We start from the raw sequence: 20,246 nt of genomic DNA on the forward strand, positions 1-20,246 counted from the left end.
GCCAACAGTATCAGGCTTCCCGTTCCTTCTCGGCTCGTTCCATCGTCCTCGAACGGCCCGTCGCCCGTTCGCGGAACTTGTCGACGGACTGCTGGAGCCGCGATCGCACGTCCAGGTTGCGCTTGGTCATTATGACCGTGTTCGCCGCCCGCGTGGCGACCATCTCCGGGATCGTCCCGAACAGGAACCGCTGGAACACGCCCTCCCGCGTCGCCCCCACGACCGTGAGGTCGTGATTCGCACTCTCCTCGACGAGTGCCGCCACGATGTCGTCGCTTTCGAGCAGTTTCGTCTCGAACGCGCCGCCGCCCTCGAAGGTCTCGCCCGCGGTCGCCAGTAACGACCGTGCCTGGTCGTACGCTCCCTCGGACGCGTCCGGGTTGATGACGTACGCGGCCGTGACTGTCGCGCCGGTGCCACGAGCGAGCGCCGCGGCGCTTTCAGCCGCCAGTTCGGCGTGTGGGCCCCCCGCCGTCGGCAGCAGGATCGAATCGAGGGTGCCGTCGGCGTCCATCCCGATCCGCTCGACGTAGACGTCACAGTCGGCCTTCGTGACGACGCGATCGACGACGGAGCCGAGGACGGCTTCGCTGTCCTTCGATCGATCGCCGCCCCAGCCCACGATGACGGCGTCGCTGTCGTGTTGTGCGACCGTGTTGATGATGGCGTTGGCGGCGTGGTGACCGATCCGGATCGTCCCGCTGACAGGGACGTCCGCGTCCTCGGCGATCGACATCGCCTGGTTGAGGACGTCCCGCTTTTCCTCGGTTCGATCGCGGCCCCGCGACAGCGGCGTCTGCTCGGGTACGGTGACCGCACTCATTACGAGGACTTCACCGTCGTTCTCGGCTGCGAGCGTCGTGGCCGTCCGCATCAACTGTGGTGCGTTCCGCGGATTGGCGATCGGGACGACGATCTGATACCCGCTGCCGCCGGGACTCGTGTACTCGGCGACCGCTGTCGGGGTCTCCTCTTCGAGCTGCTCGACGGGCGGCGTGCGACTCTTCCAGGCGAACCAGACGCCCACACCGATCACCTCCGCCAGGATTCCGAGTGCGACCGCGTACTGCCCGATCGTATCGGTGACGATCGTCCCGATGAGCGCAACGTTTGCGAGGACGGCAAGCGCCGGAACGATCGGGACGAGGGGCACCCGGAACCCGCGGTCGATGTCGGGGTATTTGCGCCGGTTGACCACCAAAGCGACGTTGACCACGGAGAGGCCCGTGATCAACAGGAAGTTGGCGAACTGTGCGAGTCCCTCGATTCCGAGGTGGACGCCGAAAAGCGGCTCCGACCCGCCGGTCTCGCCGAACAGCACCGCGAACACGAAGATGTAGAGGGAAATGAGTCCTCCGGTCAGGAGCACCGTCTTGTAGGGCGTGTTCCAGCTCGGGTGGATCTGCTCGAAGTTCCGCGGCAGATGATCACGGCGCGCCATCGCGAGCTTCACCCGCGATCCGGCCATAATCGTCGCGTTAGCCGCCGACAGCATCGAAAACAGCGCCCCGACGATGATGACGTAGAACCCGGCGTTGTAGGGAAGGCCGAGGAAGTACCGGGCGGCGTATCCCATCGACACCTCGCCGTGGGTGGCGATGTACTCGGCCGCATCGACCCCACCGAGGTCGACGTTCGCGGCCAGGAACTGGACGAAGGCATCGCTGTTGACCGCGATGACGATGACCAGCACGACCAGCGCGTAAATGACCGATACGATCCCCATACTGAGATAGATCGCCTTCGGGATCGTGTCTCCGGGGTCCTTGATCTCCTCGGCGTTGGTCGCGATCGCGGAGAACCCGAAAAAGGTGATGAACACCAGCGCACTCGTCAGCCCGATGTTGGCGACGTCACCGATGTTCTCGGCGATCGACTGTTGGACGACCGAGACGTCGAGTGCCTGGAGGCCACCGTAGAGGAAAAGCAGCAACAGGGCGACCTTCAGCCCGGTGACGACGATCTGGAACTGATTCGACTCCTCGGTACCACGCATATTGACGAACACGAGCAAGGCGAGAATGGCGAGGCCCGGAATCCAGAACGGGAGGGCCTTGGGGATGCTCAACGGCGGGTAGATGAATCGAAAGAACCAATCGGAGAAGGCGGCGAGGTAGAACGCAGCGCTCGCGGGGTAGCCGAGAATCATCGTCCAGCCCATAATGTAGGTGAGATTGCTGTCGAAGGTGTTGGCGGTGTACATGTACCCGCCGCCGCTCTCCTGATAGATCGATGAGAATTCGGCGTACGCCGCGGCGGTAAAGGCAGCGACGAAGGCTGCGATGACGAACGAGAGGATTGCGACTGCGCCGACTTTCTCGACAGCGAGCCCGGACAGAACGAAGATGCCGGCCGCGATCATCGTCCCGACGCCGATGGCGAGTGCGCCGAGCAGCCCGATCTCGGGGTTGAGATCTTCGGTTACGGCTTGCTCCTCCTCACCCTCTGCCCGTGTAGAAGACGATACCGGGGTATCCGGCATACTAGCGGGGCCTGTCTCTAATCACAAAACACCTACGTGTTTGCCGGTGCCGGGGATGCGCTCGACGCCTCTTCGATCGTGACGGCGTTCTACCCATCCCGGTAGGAGCCATACCAATGTCACGGCTCTCACCGGTCGTCACAGGCGGGAACCTACAGTTCCACGGGAAACGGAGGGGTAGAGCAGATTCATCCAAGACGTGGGATGCTCGATCGAATGCCGTCGTGCGATCGGACGTGCATCCAGTTGCAACCGCTACTACAGCTCGGCAGCGGGGCACACCCCGACGTCGGTCCCCGCATTCGATGCCGTAGACGAACTTCGCTGGGGCGAGTGCTGATCCGAACAAACACACAAGTATCGAGACCGTCGACCGTACGGGTATGGCACCATCACTTGCCGACGAAGCGTGCGAGGCCTGTACGTCAGACGACGAACCGCTCACCGGAACGGAGTACGCCGAGTACCTGGCCGAAATCGACGGTGACGTCTGGGACGTCGTCAACGATCATCACCTCGAAGGGGTGTATCCGTTCGAGGACTTCCGCGATGCACTCGAATTCACCTACGAGATCGGGGAACTTGCCGAAGAGGAGTGGCACCACCCGGACATCCAGCTTCAGTGGGGCGAGGTTCGAGTCGAAATGTGGACGCACAAGATCGACGGACTGCACAAGACCGACTTCGTGATGGCGGCGCGTATGGATCGGATTCACGACGACTACGCTCCGGAGTAACCCGTGTCAGTGACGTCCACGACCGTTTGATACCTCTGCCGGTGCCGAACGACGATGAAGCGGGTAGTGAACGTCCGCCGAAGGACGACTCGGAATCCGCCACCGGGGGCTACGAGTAACGGCTGTGCGGCACGGCCCGGGGTCCTCCTGTTCCACCGCGAGAGTGGGTCATTGAAACCCCGAAAACGGGAGACTGCGAACCCTGCCGTTCCAACGCCCGGGATTCCTCCGGCCCGATCCGGCAGAGGACGCCAATCGCCCGAATCGTCCCCACTGCCGAGTTTCCGCTCCAGTTCTGCGACGCGTCGTTCGAGTTCGGCTATGCGCCGTTGCTCGGAATCGGGGGTCCCGGAGCCGCGGCGAGCGAGATACGCGACACTCCAACGACGACCCCCGTCGAAAGACGGGACCGACGACGAACAAGCCGTCTTCCCGTCCGAGAAACCCCTCGCTCACCTCATCGAACTCCGGTTCATCGTTCATACGTCACAGCCGGATCTCCTCCGATTTCCGTCGGCTCATTGAACACGAGAAAGGCGCCCGTACAACCGTTTTGCAGCGGACGTCACCCCCTGTGTCGGACCGTCGCTCCCTCCGGCGCTCACCTGGACCGTGTCAGTAACAGCGTCACCGACTCGGAGCGTCCATTCGGCGGCCTCGTGCGTAGCCATCGCAAACACCGTATGGAGTCCGAAGACAGTTTGCAACGAGTTCGGGCGACCCTCGAAAAATCGTCTTATGATCCCTCTCTCTCGTGAAATCCGGAGGCGATCAACGCCTCCGAGAACCAATGACCGAGCGCGAAAACCCGACACGACGACACGTCCTCGCGACAGGAGCAGCCCTCGGCGTTGTAGGTGCCGGGCTGTCCGTAACCGGAACCGTTGCAGCGAACCCCGGTAACGGGGACGAGAAGGGTGAGGGCACGGAGTTCGGACGCGTGTACGCGAACGACGTGCTGTGGCGGACGAACGTCGTGAAAGTACTCGACGAACGTCCCGACCCCGAGGACAGGATCTACTTCCTGCACGATGGAAGCGAGTCGATCGTGGCCAACGGCGACCAGCGCTCGCCGTTCGTCTCCGAGTCGGCACCCGGCGACCGGGACTGGAACGGCGGTCAATGGACGCACTTCTCCGCAGAGGTGACCGACATCGAGACGTTCAACGACGACGCACCGCTGACCAACGACGGCGATGTGCTAAACAAGGACTACATCGAGATCACTCTCGGCCGCCCCGGCTTCGGCCCGCCAAACTACTTCGTCTGCCCGCTGAACGGTCGCGCGTAGCGACTCCCCGTCCAGTCGCTATCCCCCACGCGCACTTCCACCCGTCGTTCGCCGCCGTCCGTGTTTCCGTCGCCGGAGAGAACGCAACACGAACCGACTGTCCTCGGACGGCCGACGCCCCGGAGCAGCGGCGGGCCTCCCGGATCCACCGGCAGACCGACGGCCTCCCGCGGTCCTGGGGGGACTCCGCCGTCACGAATCTCCCCCGACGTCTTCGGCGTATGCCACCCTGTCGTTGTTCTCATAATGATTACTCTCGTCTCTTACCGCCGAGCGCCACCCACGTTGACCGCGCTCGGCGGTAAATAGTGAGAGTACTGATCATCAGTCTCGGTGGTCTCGACCCGCTGCCGCCCCGTCGCTGATAGAAGAAACTCATACTGTCGGCTATAGTCGCGTGACGGATTTCGACACCCCGGGGTGTGGAAAATCTTCACGTAGTTATAGCCGACAGTATCAGCGACCGCCCGAGGAGAGCGCCGGGACGCAACACAAAACACGGCAGATACTCGGGTATCGTGCTCCCGAGGTACGCTTCCGAAACCGGAGCGTCGTCGATCACACCCGACGCATAGCATCCCGTTACACGGATACCTCGCCGGTCGACCGATCACGAGCGGGCCAAACGCTGGTAGAGTGATCCGGAGCGGGTGACTCCGCACCCGTCGGGTCGATTTCGCGTGGCTCCACCGGCGAATCCGCGTTCACACCGGCTGGAGCGCCGCCGATCCGGAACGGAACGCCGGTCCATCGAGCGGTGTCGGCGCGGTTTCGCTGTTCGCGTTCCAACGGGGCCAACTGTCCGGCCGGTCCCGTCACCTCCGCCCCGTCGGAACCAGGGACCGTCGCCGGCGACGTCGCTGTGGGGTCGCCGACTCACCCGCAGGCCAGCCGCCGCCGTGGTGCGGTCGGTGCCGTCCGTGCGTATGCTCGGCCGTGGATATCAGGGGTATTTTTAATGCCGATACCGTACCATTCTCCGTATGTTCAAGGCCATCGTGGGCGCGTCGACGCTGCAGGACGCGCTTGACTCGGTGAGCGTGCTGGTGGACGAGTGCAAGATCCGGCTCAACGAGGAGGACCTCTCGATCCGCGCCGTCGACCCCGCGAACGTCGGGATGGTTGATCTCACGCTCGACGCCGCCGCCTTCGAGTCCTACGAGGCCGACGGGGGCGTCATCGGCGTCAACCTCGCGAAGCTCGAGGACTTCGTCGGGATGGCCAGCGGCGACCAGCTCGTCGAGCTCGAACTCGACGAGGAGACCCGGAAGCTCAACATCCGGATGGACGGCCTCTCCTCGACGCTCGCGCTCATCGACCCCGACTCCATCCGCCAGGAACCCGACATCCCCGACCTCGACCTGTCGGCGGAGATCGTCCTCGAAGGCGCCCAGCTCGACCGCGGGATCAAGGCCGCGGACATGGTTTCGGACCACGTCCGGCTCCGGGTCGACGCCGACGCCGAGGCGTTCCACATCGAGGCCGAAGGCGACACCGACGACGTGGACTTCCACCTCGACGCCGACGACCTGATCGCGCTCACCCCCGGCGCGGCCGACTCGCTGTTCTCCTTGGATTACCTGAAGGATATGAACAAGGCGATCCCGAAGGACGCCGAGGTCACGATCGAACTCGGCGAGGAGTTCCCGGTGAAGATCCACTACGCGGTCGCCGAGGGACAGGGCAACGTGACGTATATGCTCGCCCCGCGGATCCAGAGCGACTGACTCGCCCCGGTCGCGTTTCGCCCGCACCGTCTCGACCCCGATCGCCCGTCAGTTCAGTTCGGATTCGACCCCGGTCGCCGCCCGGCCGGTTTCTCGGCTGCCGGGCTCGGATGGCTGCCGTCGGTCCTCGAAGGGCGTCTCGATCAGCGTCTCCAGCCGGCGCTCGAACTCCGCCTCGGAGACGTCCCCGGACGCGTACCGGCGTTTGAGTTCGGCGATCGCGTCGTCCTCGCCGCCGGAGTCCGCCGACACGGAGCCGCCGTCGGCAGCGAGCAGCAGCGTCGGCGGCAGCGCCGCAGCCACGAGCGTCAGCACCGAGCCGACGAGCACCAGCAGGCTCGGGAGCGTTCCGCTCCACGTGCTCGAGATGAGCCGCACCGTGTAGTAGAACAGGATCGGGGCGGCGACGGCGCTGACGCCGGCGAAGGTGTAGCGCCACCGTCGGCTGTCGGGCGTGTACCGCGCGAGCCTCCCTGTCGACGACGAGTCGGGGGGTGGAGGGCGCATCGGCCGTGTATATGATTCTGGTCTCAATTAAATTGACCGCCGTCTTACCCATTACTGTTCAGATAAGACCAATCTGAATGGCGATACCTCGAAAGCCCCGACTCGCTGGAGTCGGGGGTGGCGAGGCGACTCCGTCGCCTCGGAGACGCGCACGGCTTGCCGTGCGCGACCCTCGTTGCGCGCGCTCGCTTCGTTGCCGGCGCTTCGCGCCGGCTGCCCGCGGGACCGAAGGTCCCGCGCTGCTCGCGTGCTTACATCGGCCGCCTTCCTCCAGCAGCGAGGGAGCGAAGCTCCCTCGGGCAATCGGGCGGCTCCGCCGCCCGATGACGAGTCGCCCCTTTCGAGGTGATCTCAGTTTCACCCGCTTATCCGAACACGATCTCTCACCCGTGGTGGCGCTCGATCACACGCTTTGCGGCCTCGGCCTTCTCCTTCCACCCGTATCCGGACTCGTAGACGTGGCGCTTGGCGTCGACCAGCTCCCCCGGCGTCGACTCCTCGAACCCGCCGCGGGCCCACGCGCCGCTGTCGTGGAGCCACTCGATCACGTTCTCGCGGGTCTCCTCCCAGGAGAGGCCGACCATCTCGTACCACGCGATCATCGCGAAGACGGCGTTGTCGTGACACCCGGGGACGCTCCCCCGCCGGTAGATGGTCCGCATCGGCTCGCGGGTCGGCTCCGACACCTGCTCGCGGAACTCCGCTGGGGTGCGGATCCGGAGCACGTCGTTGCGCTCGGTGACCCGCTCGTCGCGTTGCAGCCGCTCCAAGGCCGCGCGGTGGAGCGGCCCCCACTCGCCGTCGACCGCGTCGTAGAGCGCCCGCTCCTCGGTCGCCCCGGCGGTCAACTCCGCGACGATGTCGGTGTAGGCCCGCTCGATCTCCGGCCACGCCCGCCCCTCGAACTCGCAGTCGGCGTCGTGGAGGCTGCTCGTGGCCCGACAGTCGGGACACGGGTAGTCGAACTGCGGCACAGACTGAGTCAGGACGCGCCGCGGCTTAGGTGATGCGGTGGCGGGTCGTCGGGGTCGACCGCCACGTTCCCCCGACCGAGCGCCGGGGGAGTCGGGTAACGGGCTCCGTCCCCGGCGCATCCTCCCGAATCGCTCGATACGGACGGCTGCCGTCCCACGCCGGGTCGTTACCCGCTCGACTGCGGTTTCATCCCGTCGGCATCCGGTCGGTGCGCTTCCGGCCGCTCCACCTCCGTCTCCATCCCGAGTTGGTCGATCTCCCACGCGAGGTACTCCCGGAGTCCCTCCTTCAGCGGGCGGTGTTCGATCCCGAGTTCGCGTTTCGCCTTCGAGTTATCCACGAGGTACTGCCGCCCCGCGAAGAACTCCAGCAGTTCCGCTTCGAGCCCCTCGGGCGGCGTCGTGATCCGCTCGACGCCCCGCATCACCGTCGCTAACCCGCTGAACAGCCAGTCGGGAGCGGTCGGCGGCGCGGAGATGCCCGTGATCTCCTCGGCGCACCCGAACAGTTCGCCCATCGTTCTCGGCTCGCTCGCGACGATGTACTCCTCGCCCGGGCGACCGTTCTCCATCGCTGAAACGTGCGCTCGTGCCGCGTCCGGCGCGTAGTCGTACGATATCCGCATCTTCCGCGGAACCATCGGCAACTCCCCCTGCAGGTAGTCCCGGAACGCACTCCGTGCTGACCCGGTTAGTTTGTCGTGCGGCCCGTAGACCGTCCCCGGTTGCACGATCACCAGCGGGAGGCCGTCCGCCATCATCGGCTTTGCGACGTCGAAATGCGCCTCCCACTTGGTCCGGAAGTAGACGCCGAACGTCGGACAGTCGGGGTCGACGGACTCGTCCACCGTCCGGTCACCGGTTGCCGGGTAGACGCCGACGGTGCTGGTGTACACCCCCTTCGGGACGTCGAGTTCGTCCATCAGCTCCAGCACGTTGCGCGTCCCCTCGACGTTGATACGCTCGGCTGTCTCCTCCTCGCGCGGGCCGGGACCGACGTAGAACCAGGCCGCTATGTGGAACACGCCGTCGGCCCCGTCCATCGGTTCGCGCATGCTCTCCTTGTCCGTGATGTCCCCCTCGACCACCCGCACCTCGTCCGGCAGGTGGCTCGCGTTCGGCCGCGAGCGCGTCAGGGCGGTGACGTCGTGGCCTTCGTCCACCAGCTGTCTCACCGTGTGCGTTCCGATGAGACCGGTCGCGCCGGTTACGAAGTACTCCATACCGTGGATATGTCATCGGACGCGAAGAAGTTTCCGTCCGGGGAAGCGGGGGGGCCTGCGGTCCCCGACTCCCCGGCTCGCCCCGACGGGGCGGGCGCCCCGACCGCCGTGTTTATTCGCCGCCGCTCGCAATCACGGACCGATGGACCCGCTTCACGCCCGCTACCCGTTCTTCGAGGCGGCCCGCGAGGCCGTCCGGGAGGCGGACCTCTCGCCGGCCGTCTTGGTCCGGGCGGACGCCCCCGCGGTCGAACGGGGTCGCGAGCGGGTCGAACGCGCGCTGATGGAGGGAACGGTCGCGAGCGAGGCGCCCCGCCGGTGGGACGTTGACACCGAGGTGGTGTCGTACCCCATCGCCCGGATCCTGGTGTCGCTGATCGACACGCCCGCCGCCGTCGAGAAGTACGCCGTCGCGGAGGCGGCGACCGCCCGCGAGCGGTTCGACGCCGACTTCGCGGCCGCCGACGACCCCGGCCGCGAGCGGGCGTCGCTCGACGACGTTCTCCGGGAGTTCGACCTGTCCGACGCGGTCCGCCCCGAACGCGAGGCCCCGTCGGGGTCGGGCCGCCGATCCGGCGGCCGCCGCCGGCCGACCCACTACCGCGTCGGCCTCGGGGCGTATCTGGAGCTCGCGGAGGCCGGATGGGGCCAGCGGTGGCGGCTGGTCAACCGCGAGGTGGCTGGCGGCGAAGTCCGGGTGACCGCCGACGACCTCTCGCGGCTGCTCGAGGCCGCCGTCGAGCGCCGCGTCGCCTCGGGACTGCCCTTCGAGGTCCGCGGTAGCGAGGGCGGCGACGCCATCGCGGCGGCGCTTTCGGGGGCGGTGTCGGACCTCCGGGCGCTTCTGAACGACCACGACGCCGCGGGCCGGACGTCGGTGGAGACGGTCGTCCCCGCGCTGTTCCCGCCGTGTATGCGCACCCTCGTCCAGCGGGCCCGCGACGACGGCGACCTCCCGACGACCGCGGAGTTCTCGCTCACCTCGTTTCTGGTCGCCTTGGGAATGGACGGCGACGAGGTGGCCACCCTGCTCGACGCCGACGGCGAGGACGCCGACCGGATCGCAACCCGCGTCGAGTACCTCGCGGAGCGCGACGGCACCCAGTACCCCCCGCCGTCGTGTACGACAATGAAAGCCTACGGCGATTGCGTCGACCCCGACGAGCGGTGTGAGACCATCTCACACCCGCTGTCGTACTACACCGACGCGGTGCGGGACGCCGGCGACGTCCGCGACTGGCGCGAAGCGGCGGGTGAAGGGTAAAGCGGGGACGGGGGCCGGCCGCTCACTCGTCTAAAAACACACCGACCGCAGCCATTACGACGATAAACAGCACGATCGCCCCGACGAGGACGAGCCCGCCGGTCTCGCCGAGGTCGGGCCCGTAGGTGGCGCCGATGCCGATGAAGAGCGCGAAGAACGCACCGACGGAGACGATGGAGACGGCGATCTTGCGGCGCATCTCCGCGTCGATATCCATACCACCGCGTTCCCTTGGCCGTCTCAAAAGGGCTTCGGATGCGGTCCCGCCGGCGAAGCCCCACGACGGGAAGGCTTAGCCGTCTCCAGCCCGTATCCCATATGAGGAGGATTCCCGGAGATGACGCACCCAGCACACCAATCCGCGTCGACCGATCCGGACCGCACGGCGGCCCCCGATCGCTCCGACCCGGAGACCGACTGTCCGGACACGACCGACCGCCCCGACTCGGATGCCGGCCGCCTCGACGGATCGCGACGGCGGCGGTTCGACCCCGACGGCCCCGGCCCCCGGACGTTTCCCGCCGAGGGGTACGAGGGCCGAGCGTATCGCGCCCGCGCGGAACCGATGACGGTGTGGCCGCTGCGGGACGGCCGCTACCTCGTCGCCCGGGAGGGTCGTACCTACGTCGTCGACGCCGAGCGGGCGACGTGTACCTGCCCCGATAGCACCATCCGCGGCGCCCGTTGCAAACACGTCCGCCGGGTGGCGATCGAGATCGACGCGGGGACCGTCCCCGCCCCCGACGAGCGCGAGCGGCCCTGTGCGGTCTGTGGCGGGCCGGCGTTCGTCGCCGCCGACGCCGACGGGCCGGCGCTGTGTGCCCGCCACGACCACGCGCCCGGCGACCTCGTAGCCGACCGGGAGACGGGGAACCTGCTGGTGGTCGCGTCGGCCACCGGGCGCCGCGCCGACGACGTCCGCACCGACGAGAACCGGCTCGTCGCCGACTACGACACCAACGCGGCGTACGGCCGCCACGAACCGGTGTTCGCCGCGCGGTACGTCGACGCGCTCCCGGGCCGCCGCGCTGCCGCCCCCGGCCGCACGTACCTGTTTCCGGCGTCGCGGCTCCGCCCGGTCGAGGTCGACTCGGCGGCGACCGACCGGTCGACGGACCCCGGTCGGGAACGGTGTACGTCGGCGGCACGGGCGGGATAACGCCGGCTGCAACGGCCCCGGAAGCGGTCGATCCGTTCCTCGCTACACGCAGTTCGGCCGCACACAGTGGCCGATCTGTTCCTGATTATTCGTCCGCGTCGCCGTCGACGCCCGTCCCGTCGACCTCGGTCAGCCGCGCCTGGGCGGGCCCACCGACGAACGACTCGAAGTCCTCGCCCTCCGCGAGGGCGGTCTCCTTTTTCACCCGGTAGTTGCCGCCGTCGGTGGTGTGGAGGTCCCCCGGATGGAAGAAGAACCAGTCCTCGCGGTCGAAGCGGACGCCGACCCGGGCCTTCGCGCCGAAGTTCCGCGCGAAGTAGATCAGCGCCTCGATCTCCTCCCCGGAGAGGTAGATCGGGCGGCCGGAGCTGGATTTCGCCTCGATGGCGTAGAACGTCCCACCGTCGCCCGCGAGCACGTCCGGGAGTTCGCGGTCGGTCGCCGACCCCGACGCGGGGGCACGCATCACCGCGAAGCCCGCCTCGTCGAGCCGGTTGACGAGCTCCCGCTCCCGACGGTCGCCCTTCCGGTTCGAGGACATACCGGGAGCCACTCGCCGGCCGAACATAAACCGGTCGGAGCGGCACTGCGGCTATGTGGAGCGAACGCCAGGACGAATAAGGTTAACACGGGTACGCGACGTTGTCGAAACCGTGACACGAGTTACCGGGCGGACACGGGCCGTCGCCAGCGGCCTCGCGGTCGCCACCGTCGGGTTCCTGCTGACCCGCTCGGCGACGGCCGCCTCGACCACGGCGGCGTCGGCGACGTTCCTCCTCGGCGACTTCCCGTTCCTGATCGTCGGGCTCTCCCTGTCGGCGTTCGGCGTCGGGATCGCGGTGAGCGAGTGGGGACGGGACCACGGCACCACGGTCGCACGGTGGTGTCTGTTCGGCACGGCCGCCACGGGCGCCGCGGTGGCCGTCTCGCTCGCGGGCGCCGGCGTCCCGATGATGCTCGCCGGTGGAACGACCCTCGGACTCGCGCTGGATCTCGTCCTCACCGGAGCGGTCGGCGGCACCATCACCGGGGTGCAGGCCTCCCGTCGCCGCGCAAGCGGTCAGGAACTCGCGGAGCGGAACAACCGGCTCACGCTCCTGAACCGGATCCTCCGACACGAGGTGCTCAACGGCCTCAACGTCGTCCGCGGCTACGCCGAGTTCGTCGGCCGGCCGGACGAAACGGGGTCCGACGACGGCCCGGCGGCCGACGGCGGGGCCACGGCCACCGCCGACGCCGCCCGGGCGATCGAACGCAGCGCCGACCGGATCAACGACGCGGCCGACGAACTGACCCGGCTGTCGCGGCCGAGTGGCACGGAACCCGTCGACATCGCTGCGGTCCTCGAAGCGTGCGTGGCCGACGCGAGAGCGCGGTATCCGGACGCGGAGATCCGGCTCGTCGACGACACCGGCGGCCCCGAGGTGGTCGCAACCCGCCGGGTCGAACACCTCGTCGAACACCTTCTCGCGAACGCCGTCGAACACAACGACGCGGCGACGCCGCGGGTCGAGGTCACTGTCGACTGCGACTGGGACGAGGTTTCGGTGACCGTCGCCGACGACGGCGGGGGGCTGCCCGACCGGCAGCGCCAAATCCTCCTTGACGGCACGCTTCCGGAGTACGACGACCCCGGTTCCGGCTTCGGGCTGACCATCGTCCGCCTGCTGGCGCGGGAATCGAACGCCGACCTCGACGTCACGGCCGGCGTCGACGGCGACGGCGTCGGGATCGAACTCACGTTCCGGCGCCACCGGGCGCCCGACGGGATCCGGGCGGGATCGCTCGACACCGGCGTCCCGACCGGTCCGATCAAGATCGGAGCGGCCGCGGCGGCGGTCGCGGCGGTCGTGATGGGGATCCCGCTGACGACGCTCCAGGGGTCGATCCCGGTCATCGGCGTGCTCTACGGGTCGCCGTCGCCGGTCGTCGGGTGGACGGTCCACCTGTTCCACAGCCTGGTGTTCGGGCTGGGGTTCGTGGCGCTGCTCTCGGGGTCGCGGTTGATCCGGTACCGGTCGCGGTCGCTCGCGACGGCAGGGTTGGGTGTGGGGTACGGCGTCGCCGTCTGGGTCGTCGCCGCGGGGATCGTGATGCCGGTGTGGCTGCGTGCCCTCGGGGTCCCCACGCCGGTGCCGAACCTCACCGCGGCCGGACTTGCCGGCCACGCCCTGTGGGGGGCGACGCTCGGTGGGCTGTTCGCGCTCGGCCGGCGCCGGGTGAGCTGATCCGGCGAGCGAGTGGGTTCAAGCGGCGATTCCCGGCCGTACCGGCAATCCAGGAAATATATACCGTCGGGGGTCACACAAAGGGTAACGCGGTATGACGGCCCGGCGACGCCGGGCTGGCAGCCGGACCCCACCCATGCACACGAACTCACCGGTCTCGAACGTCGTCCTCGTGACGGTCGACTCGCTCAGGGCCGACGCGATCGGCGTGTACGACGGGGACCGACACACCCCGGTGATGGACGACCTCGCGGCCGAGGGCACCGTCTTCGAGCAGGCCTTCGCCACCGGCAACTGGACCCCCTTCTCGTTTCCGTCGATCCTCGCCTCGCGGCCGGTGTTCGCCGACACCGGGGAGATCGGCGTTGGGGACGTTCCCACGCTCGCCGGGACGCTCTCCGACGACGGCGTCTCGACGGCCGGCTTCAACGCCGCAAACGGATTTCTGACCTCGCATTGGGGCTACGACGAGGGGTTCGACGAGTTCGAGCCGTTCGTCGCCAGCGTGGGATCCAGCATCTACAGCCGATACCTCGCCACCCACCCGACCGTCGAGGCGTGGCTCCAACTCGCCGCGTCGCCGATCCGCCGGATCCGCTCGCGGCTCGCGGGCAACGCCGACGACCGGCCCTTCCTGGATACCTCCCGAATGTTCGACGTCGAGAACGCCGCCACCGACTTCCTCGCCGACGCCGAGGAGCCGTTTTTCCTGTGGCTCCACTATATGGACACCCACACGCCGTACGTTCCGGCCCCGCGGTACATCCGGGAGGTTTCGGACGGGTTTCTCGGCACCCACCGGATGCTCCACGCCCACACCCGGACCGGGCTGGGGTGGGAGGTCGACGACCGCACCCTCCGGGAGCTCCGGACGCTCTACCAGGCCGCGACCCGCCAGGTCGACGACAGCATCGGTCGGGTGCTCGAGTCCCTCGCTGCGAACGGCCACGACGACGAGACCGCGGTCATCCTCGCGGGCGACCACGGCGAGGAGTTCCAGGATCACGGCCACCTCGCCCACTACCCGAAGCTCTACGACGAGCTGATCCGGGTTCCGCTGATCGTCGACGTCCCGGGCGTCGACGGCGGCCGGGTAGACGGCCAGGTCAGCCTGGACGCGATCCCCCCGACGGTGACCGATCTCCTGGACGTCGACGCCCCCGAGGCGTGGCAGGGGTCGTCGCTCGTCCCCGCTGCGGTCGACGGCACGGCGCCCGCCGGCGACCCGGTCGTCTCGGTGACGGTCCGCGGCGAGGAGGTCACGACACAGCCGATCCCCCGCTCGCTCGACGACGGCGACCTGCTCGTGAGCGTCCGCGACCGCGAGTGGACCTACATCCGGAACACCGAGACGGGGACCCAGGAGCTGTACCACCGCCCCACCGACCCGGGGCAGACGACGGACCGGTCGGTCGAGCCCGACGCGGCGGCCGACGGCGTCGTCGACCGGTACCGCCCGATCGTCGACGCCCACGCGGAGCTGCTTCAGGCGGGCGCTTCGGCGGCGGACCCCTCTCCCGAGGTCGACGACGACCTCGGCGCTCGCCTCGAGGCGCTCGGCTACCGGTAGATGCTGCGGCGCTTCCTGCGTAACCTCCACTCCGGGCCGCTGGCGCTCCAGCTTCGCCGGTTCGTCATCGTCGGCGCGTTCACCGCGGGGATCCAGCAGGTGCTGCTGTGGGTCTTCATCAACATCCTGGGGCTGTTTTACCTCCTCGCGGCGCTTTTCGCGATCGAGATCACGATCATCCTGTCGTACGTCCTCAACAACGCCTGGACGTTTCAGGTGACGCGGAACACCGGCACCGTCGAGTACCTCGTGGGGCTCCTCAAGACGAACGTGGTCCGCGGGACCGCGATCCCGATCCAACTCGGGATCCTCTACGCCCTCGTGGAGTCCGGGGCGTTCGACCCGCTGGCGGCGGGCGCCGAGGCGGTCGAGCTGTCGGCGTTCGGGGTGATCAAGCCGTTGGTGGCGAGCGTCGGCCCGATCGAGCCGTTGCTGGCGAACGCCGTTGCGATCGTAGTGAGCGGGATCTACCGGTACGTGCTCGACGCGAAGTGGACGTGGGGACAGTAAGACGAGTGTTACTTGCGTATAGGCACGACAAGCGGGAGTGAGGCAGAGACGATCCCGGAAGCCCCCGCGCTCTCGACTTCCGGGACTCGCTGCGCGCTTCGTCGCTCACTACGTTCGCTCCTCAGTGCTTGCGTCGTCCGGGTTCGTCGAGAGCGCGGCCCCTTCCAGTCCCACCCGCCGACGGTTCTTCGGTCAGCACTCGCTCGCCGAAACTCGGTTGTCGCTTACGTCCGGGGCCGGAACGCCAGCGCACGATCCGACCTGATTCGGCTTACGTTCCGTGGCTCCAACTGTCCAGGTACTCCGCCTGTTCGTCGGTCAGGGCGTCGATCTCGACGCCCTCGGCGTCGAGTTTGATCTCGGCGACCTCGCGGTCGAGGTCGTCGGGGACGTCGTGGACGCCGGCCTCGTACTCCTCGCCGCGCTTGACGAGTTCGCGGACGCAGACCGCCTGGATCCCGAACGACTGGTCCATCACCTCCGCGGGGTGACCCAGCGCGATCGGCGACGCGAGGTTGACGAGCCGACCTTCCGCGAGGACGTTCAGCCGGCGGCCGTCCGCCATCTCGTAGGCGCGGACGCCGTCGCGGGCCTCGTACTCGTCGACTGCGAGCTCCGAGAGCGCGTCGAGGTCGATCTCGACGTCGAAGTGCCCCGCGTTCGCGAGTAGGACCCCGTCCTGCATCGCCTCGAAGTCCTCGCGGGTGATGACGTCGCGGTTGCCCGTCGTCGTGACGAACACGTCGCCGACCTCGGCGGCCTCCGCCATCGGCAGCACGTCGTAGCCCTCCATGTGCGCCTCCAGGGCGCGGCGGGGTTCGACCTCGGTGACGATCACGTTCGCGTTCTGACCGGCGGCCTTCTTCGCGACGCCCTTCCCGCAGTTGCCGTAGCCCGCGACGACGACGTTCTTGCCGGCATACGAGAGGTTCGTCGTCATCGCGATCGTGGCCAGGGCGGACTCGCCGGTGCCGTGGACGTTGTCGAACAGCCGCTTCATCGGGGTGTCGTTGACCGCAAAGACGGGATAGTTCAGCTCGCCGTCGTCGTCCATCGCCCGCAGGCGGTGGACCCCGGTGGTCGTCTCCTCGGCGCCGCCGACGATGGTGTCGATCAGGTCGGGGTGGTCCTCGTGGATCGCGTACACCATGTCCATCCCGTCGTCGACGGTGATCGTCGGCTCGTGGCTCACGACCGCCTCGATCGCGGCGTAGTAGTCGTCCTCGCCGACCCCGCGCTTCGCGTAGGAGGTGATCGACTCGTGGGCGTCTAAGGCGGCGCTCACGTCGTCGTGGGTCGAAAGCGGGTTACAGCCGGTGATCGCGACCTCCGCGCCGCCGAGCGCGAGCAGTTCGACCAGGTTCGCGGTCTTGGCCTCGACGTGCATCGCCATCCCGATCGTCTGGCCGGCGAGTGGTTCCGTCTCGGCGAACTGTTCGCGGAGCTCCCGGAGGATCGGCATGTGCTGCAGCGCCCAGTCCATCTTGCGGCGGCCCTCCTCCCGGGCGGCCGCGGCGTCGTCGAGCTGCTCCCCGATCGGCGGGTACGACTGCATACTCATACCGTTTCCTTACCGGAGGCGGGGCAAAACGCTACCGACACGGGGCCGTCACGTTAGCGACGGCGACCCGGCTGCATCCGCTCTCGGTTCCGTCACTCCCCGTCGCGGAGCGCCTGGTACGTCGACCGCAACGTCACCGGCGTCACGTCCGCGACGTCGGCGGCCTCGCGCTGGGTCACCCCGCAGTCGACGTCGCGGCCGGCGGTGTACAGACACGCCGCGGCGACGCCGCTGGGGTTCCGGCCCGCCGAAATCCCGCGGTCGGCGGCCTCCGCGACGTACTCGCGGGCCCGGCGTTCGACCTCCTCAGTGAGACCGAGCCGGGAGGCGAACCGGGGCAGGTACTCCGCGGGATCGATCGGGCCGACCGGCAGCCCGAGGTCGCGGTTGATCGCGTCGTAGGCGGCGGTCTGTTCGTCGCGGGTCGCCTTCGCGGCGTCGGCGACCTCGCCGACCGTCCGGGAGACGCCCGCGACCCGGCAAGCCGCGTACACGCAGGCCGCAGCGAAGCCTTCGAGCGAACGGCCGCGGAGCAGGTCCTCCGACTGCGCGGAGTCGAACAGCGAACACGCGTGGTCGCGAATCCGGTCCGGCAGCGACAGCGCACCCGTGAGTCGCCGGATCTCGGTGAACGCGTACACCTGGTTGCGGTCGCGTTTGGTGGCGATCCGCGCACGATTATGCTGGCGGCGCATCCGGGCGAGTCGCTTCCGCTTTCGCCCTTTCACTCGCGTCGAACGGCCGATCTCCGTGGAGAGTCCCTTGTCGTGTCGGGAGCGCGTCAGCGGCGCGCCCGTGCGTTTCGGGTCCGTGTCGTCGTCCGCAAAGGAGCGCCACTCCGGGCCGTGGTCGATGTGGTCCGAAGAGATGACCAGCCCGCAGTCGCCGCAGACGGTTTCGCCGCTCCCGCTTTCGGGGCGGCCCCCGCACTCGGGGCAGGCGTTCGTCGCGGTGTGCGCCTCGGCAGTGGGTGCTTCGCTCATCACATTCGAGAATTGGTCGCGATGGAATATTTAAAGACGGGAGAAAACGGCGTCAGATCCGCTCTCCAACCGAGTAAAACCTACCGGTAACCGGTAGGTTGCTGCACTTCCCAGTATCAGAACCGAAAATTGATGTACCGTCGCCCGGTCATACTCGCCCGATGGGGTTATCGGAGATCGCTGCGGGCGTCGAGTCGACGACAGAACAGGTCGAGCGGGGGGTCGCTACCGTCGACGACACCGGGGTCGACCTCGATCGCCGCCTCCGGGAGCACGAGGCGGACCTCCCGTGTACGGCCGCCGCGGCGTCGACGGTGATCGAGGAGTTCCGGTCGGGGGCCGACGCGGGAGCGGCCGGCGAATCCGCGGCGCTCGCGCCGGTGACGGCCGCGAAGCTCCTGCATCGATGTGGATTCGAGGGGCTCACGCCGCTGTCGCCGACCGCGCGGCGCGTGCTCCGCGACTGGCTCGACGGCCGGATCGCCCGAACCGAGGCCCTGGAGCTGACGGGTGCCACCGACGCGGAGTTCGCACTGGCGGCGTACGTCGAAACCCACGATCCGATCCCCGAACTCGAGGCGGCGGTCCGCCGCGAGGCCACCGAACCCATCGCCGGCGACGCGGCCGTCTCGAAGCGAGACGCCCTCGCCGAGACGATGAACGGGATCGGAGACCTGTAGCCGCTCGATCCCCCCGCGTCCCTTGTTTTACCGGCCCACGTACTCCCCGACCGCCCCGAGCAGTCCCCCGTCGTCGTCCGGTTTCCGGAGTTCCTGCCCCGTCACTGCGGCGGCGACCCGCTCGATGGCGGCCCCGAACGAACCGCCGCCGAGACACGCCGGCGCCGACGCCACGTCGTCGGCGTCGGTCGCGGGGACCGCGATGTCGGCGGTCTCCAACTCCCCCCGTGTCGACACCACGAGCGACGCCCCGCTCCCCACGTCGGCGAGACGCTCGTGGCACTGCTGGACGCCCTCTGTACCCCTGGGGGTCGCGGGCGCGACCACGGCCACGGTGTCGGCGGCGTTCACCGCCGCGACCGCCTGGTTCGCGGCGATCGGCGGCACGTCCACGAGCACGTGGTCGAACCGCCCGGCTGCGGTTCCGACGAGCGACTCGAAGCGCTCGGCGGCGGCGGGTGACTTCGCCCGTGCCAGCCGCGTAAAGGGCGCGTGGGCCGGACAGACGGCGACCTCGCCGGCGACGTCGCCGGCGTCGAACTCGTAGAGCGCCGCGGCGAGGTCGGCGGCGCGTCCGCCGTTGCTGCCTCCGGTGTCGACGAGGAGTTGGGTGACGTCCGGATCGATCCGGCCCGCAACGTAGTCCGCGAGCCCTTGCGTCGCGAACGCGGCGTCGAGAACGGCGACCGATCGCCCGTCGGCCGCGAGCGCCGCCGCCGTTTCCACGACCGTTCGCGTCGTCCCCGCGCCGCCGGTCGCGCCCACGAACGCCGCGACGGTCGATCGCCCCGTTCCCGACTGGTTCGGCGTCTCCGACATACGCGAGGTGGCCGCGTCCTCGGATTTAAAAAGCGCGATCGCGGCAGGGTCGTCGTCGGGCCGTCACTCCCCGCCGATCGCGGCCGCGATGTCGTCGAGTTCGTCCTCGGAGAGGTCCGGCCGACTGCCGGCGACGGCGTGGATCGGGCCGCCGCCGTCGCCCTCGAACCGCGGGACGATGTGGACGTGGGCGTGCGGCACCTCCTGGCCGGCCGCCGACCCGTCGTTGACGCCGACCGTGGTCGCGTCGGCGTCGACCGCCGCTTCGATCCGCGGGACGAGCTCCTGGACCGCAGCCCACACGTCTGCGGCCTCGTCGGCGGGGATGTCGCCCAACCGCTCGTGGGGTTCCTTCGGGACGACGAGGGTGTGGCCGGGCGCGAGCGGGTTGGCGTCGAGGAACGCCGCGACCGTCTCGGTCTCGTGGACGATGCGGGCCGGGATGTCGCCGGCGATGATCTGCTCGAAGATGGTCGGGTCCTCGCTCATACGCGAAGGAAGGGACGAATCGCGCAAGTAAGTTCGGGTCGC

General features: G+C 68.4%; 19 protein-coding genes. 9 read left to right on the forward strand and 10 right to left on the reverse strand.

The genetic code is table 11. The features are described 5' to 3' along the window. Window positions 1-10: 10 nt before the first annotated feature. Window positions 11-2,482 (reverse strand): amino acid permease, encoded by a 2,472-nt coding sequence (locus H5V44_RS11650; protein ID WP_185193309.1) that lies wholly within the window; start codon window positions 2,480-2,482, stop codon window positions 11-13. 383 nt (window positions 2,483-2,865) lie between these two features. Here H5V44_RS11650 and H5V44_RS11655 point away from each other — a divergent pair, with 383 nt between their 5' ends. The 3 genes from H5V44_RS11655 to H5V44_RS11665 all read left to right on the forward strand — a co-directional run bounded on the left by H5V44_RS11655 (window position 2,866) and on the right by H5V44_RS11665 (window position 6,237). Beyond that, on the forward strand, window positions 2,866-3,219 hold the full coding sequence (locus H5V44_RS11655) for a 4a-hydroxytetrahydrobiopterin dehydratase (protein ID WP_185193310.1): 354 nt from the start codon (window positions 2,866-2,868) through the stop codon (window positions 3,217-3,219). Between the two features lie 790 nt (window positions 3,220-4,009). Continuing rightward, window positions 4,010-4,510 carry a hypothetical protein gene (locus tag H5V44_RS11660; RefSeq protein ID WP_185193311.1) on the forward strand — a complete coding sequence of 167 codons (501 nt, stop codon included), beginning with the start codon at window positions 4,010-4,012 and terminating at the stop codon, window positions 4,508-4,510. Window positions 4,511-5,493: 983 nt separating this feature from the next. Then, a complete protein-coding gene (locus H5V44_RS11665) occupies window positions 5,494-6,237 on the forward strand; it encodes a DNA polymerase sliding clamp (RefSeq protein ID WP_185193312.1) in 744 nt (247 codons plus the stop codon). A 48-nt stretch (window positions 6,238-6,285) separates the two neighbouring features. Here the strand turns inward: H5V44_RS11665 and H5V44_RS11670 are convergent, their stop codons facing one another. The 3 genes from H5V44_RS11670 to H5V44_RS11680 all read right to left on the reverse strand — a co-directional run bounded on the left by H5V44_RS11670 (window position 6,286) and on the right by H5V44_RS11680 (window position 8,941). Beyond that, the gene (locus H5V44_RS11670; protein ID WP_185193313.1) at window positions 6,286-6,744 is read right to left on the reverse strand and encodes an SHOCT domain-containing protein; all 459 of its coding nucleotides are present in this window, start codon (window positions 6,742-6,744) and stop codon (window positions 6,286-6,288) included. A 383-nt stretch (window positions 6,745-7,127) separates the two neighbouring features. After that, window positions 7,128-7,718, reverse strand: a complete 591-nt coding sequence (locus H5V44_RS11675) for a DUF7474 family protein (protein WP_185193314.1) — start codon at window positions 7,716-7,718, stop codon at window positions 7,128-7,130. A 167-nt stretch (window positions 7,719-7,885) separates the two neighbouring features. Further along, window positions 7,886-8,941, reverse strand: a complete 1,056-nt coding sequence (locus H5V44_RS11680) for an NAD-dependent epimerase/dehydratase family protein (protein WP_185193315.1) — start codon at window positions 8,939-8,941, stop codon at window positions 7,886-7,888. A gap of 142 nt (window positions 8,942-9,083) precedes the next feature. Here H5V44_RS11680 and H5V44_RS11685 point away from each other — a divergent pair, with 142 nt between their 5' ends. After that, window positions 9,084-10,205: a DNA primase large subunit PriL gene (locus H5V44_RS11685; RefSeq protein ID WP_185193316.1), complete on the forward strand. Its 1,122-nt coding sequence runs from the start codon at window positions 9,084-9,086 to the stop codon at window positions 10,203-10,205. 22 nt (window positions 10,206-10,227) lie between these two features. Here the strand turns inward: H5V44_RS11685 and H5V44_RS11690 are convergent, their stop codons facing one another. Continuing rightward, entirely contained in the window at window positions 10,228-10,422 is a 195-nt protein-coding gene (locus H5V44_RS11690) for a DUF7472 family protein (protein WP_185193317.1), read from the reverse strand. A gap of 348 nt (window positions 10,423-10,770) precedes the next feature. On the opposite strand from H5V44_RS11690, the gene H5V44_RS11695 reads away from it, so the two are divergent. Next, complete coding sequence (locus H5V44_RS11695; RefSeq protein WP_246403978.1) at window positions 10,771-11,364, forward strand: SWIM zinc finger family protein; 594 nt, start codon at window positions 10,771-10,773, stop codon at window positions 11,362-11,364. Between the two features lie 85 nt (window positions 11,365-11,449). Here the strand turns inward: H5V44_RS11695 and hjc are convergent, their stop codons facing one another. Continuing rightward, the gene (hjc, locus tag H5V44_RS11700; protein WP_185193319.1) at window positions 11,450-11,905 is read right to left on the reverse strand and encodes a Holliday junction resolvase Hjc; all 456 of its coding nucleotides are present in this window, start codon (window positions 11,903-11,905) and stop codon (window positions 11,450-11,452) included. Between the two features lie 112 nt (window positions 11,906-12,017). On the opposite strand from hjc, the gene H5V44_RS11705 reads away from it, so the two are divergent. From H5V44_RS11705 to H5V44_RS11715, 3 genes are all read left to right on the forward strand, one after another. Next, the gene (locus H5V44_RS11705; RefSeq protein ID WP_185193320.1) at window positions 12,018-13,592 is read left to right on the forward strand and encodes an ATP-binding protein; all 1,575 of its coding nucleotides are present in this window, start codon (window positions 12,018-12,020) and stop codon (window positions 13,590-13,592) included. Window positions 13,593-13,728: 136 nt separating this feature from the next. Then, window positions 13,729-15,162 carry a sulfatase gene (locus H5V44_RS11710; RefSeq protein ID WP_185193321.1) on the forward strand — a complete coding sequence of 478 codons (1,434 nt, stop codon included), beginning with the start codon at window positions 13,729-13,731 and terminating at the stop codon, window positions 15,160-15,162. Then, window positions 15,163-15,672: a GtrA family protein gene (locus tag H5V44_RS11715; RefSeq protein WP_185193322.1), complete on the forward strand. Its 510-nt coding sequence runs from the start codon at window positions 15,163-15,165 to the stop codon at window positions 15,670-15,672. A gap of 271 nt (window positions 15,673-15,943) precedes the next feature. Here H5V44_RS11715 and H5V44_RS11720 read toward each other — a convergent pair whose 3' ends face one another. Together H5V44_RS11720 and H5V44_RS11725 are read right to left on the reverse strand one after the other, a co-directional pair. After that, window positions 15,944-17,227 (reverse strand): adenosylhomocysteinase, encoded by a 1,284-nt coding sequence (locus H5V44_RS11720; protein WP_185193593.1) that lies wholly within the window; start codon window positions 17,225-17,227, stop codon window positions 15,944-15,946. Window positions 17,228-17,325: 98 nt separating this feature from the next. Continuing rightward, the gene (locus H5V44_RS11725; protein ID WP_185193323.1) at window positions 17,326-18,216 is read right to left on the reverse strand and encodes a transcription initiation factor IIB; all 891 of its coding nucleotides are present in this window, start codon (window positions 18,214-18,216) and stop codon (window positions 17,326-17,328) included. A gap of 161 nt (window positions 18,217-18,377) precedes the next feature. Here H5V44_RS11725 and H5V44_RS11730 point away from each other — a divergent pair, with 161 nt between their 5' ends. After that, window positions 18,378-18,896, forward strand: a complete 519-nt coding sequence (locus tag H5V44_RS11730) for a DUF7858 family protein (protein WP_185193324.1) — start codon at window positions 18,378-18,380, stop codon at window positions 18,894-18,896. A gap of 27 nt (window positions 18,897-18,923) precedes the next feature. Here H5V44_RS11730 and H5V44_RS11735 read toward each other — a convergent pair whose 3' ends face one another. Together H5V44_RS11735 and H5V44_RS11740 are read right to left on the reverse strand one after the other, a co-directional pair. Then, window positions 18,924-19,715 carry an AAA family ATPase gene (locus tag H5V44_RS11735; protein ID WP_185193325.1) on the reverse strand — a complete coding sequence of 264 codons (792 nt, stop codon included), beginning with the start codon at window positions 19,713-19,715 and terminating at the stop codon, window positions 18,924-18,926. A gap of 63 nt (window positions 19,716-19,778) precedes the next feature. Continuing rightward, a complete protein-coding gene (locus H5V44_RS11740) occupies window positions 19,779-20,204 on the reverse strand; it encodes an HIT family protein (RefSeq protein ID WP_185193326.1) in 426 nt (141 codons plus the stop codon). Window positions 20,205-20,246 lie beyond the last annotated feature (42 nt).

Origin of the sequence: Halobellus ruber (genome assembly GCF_014212355.1) — an archaeon.
GTDB lineage: Archaea > Halobacteriota > Halobacteria > Halobacteriales > Haloferacaceae > Haloquadratum > Haloquadratum rubrum.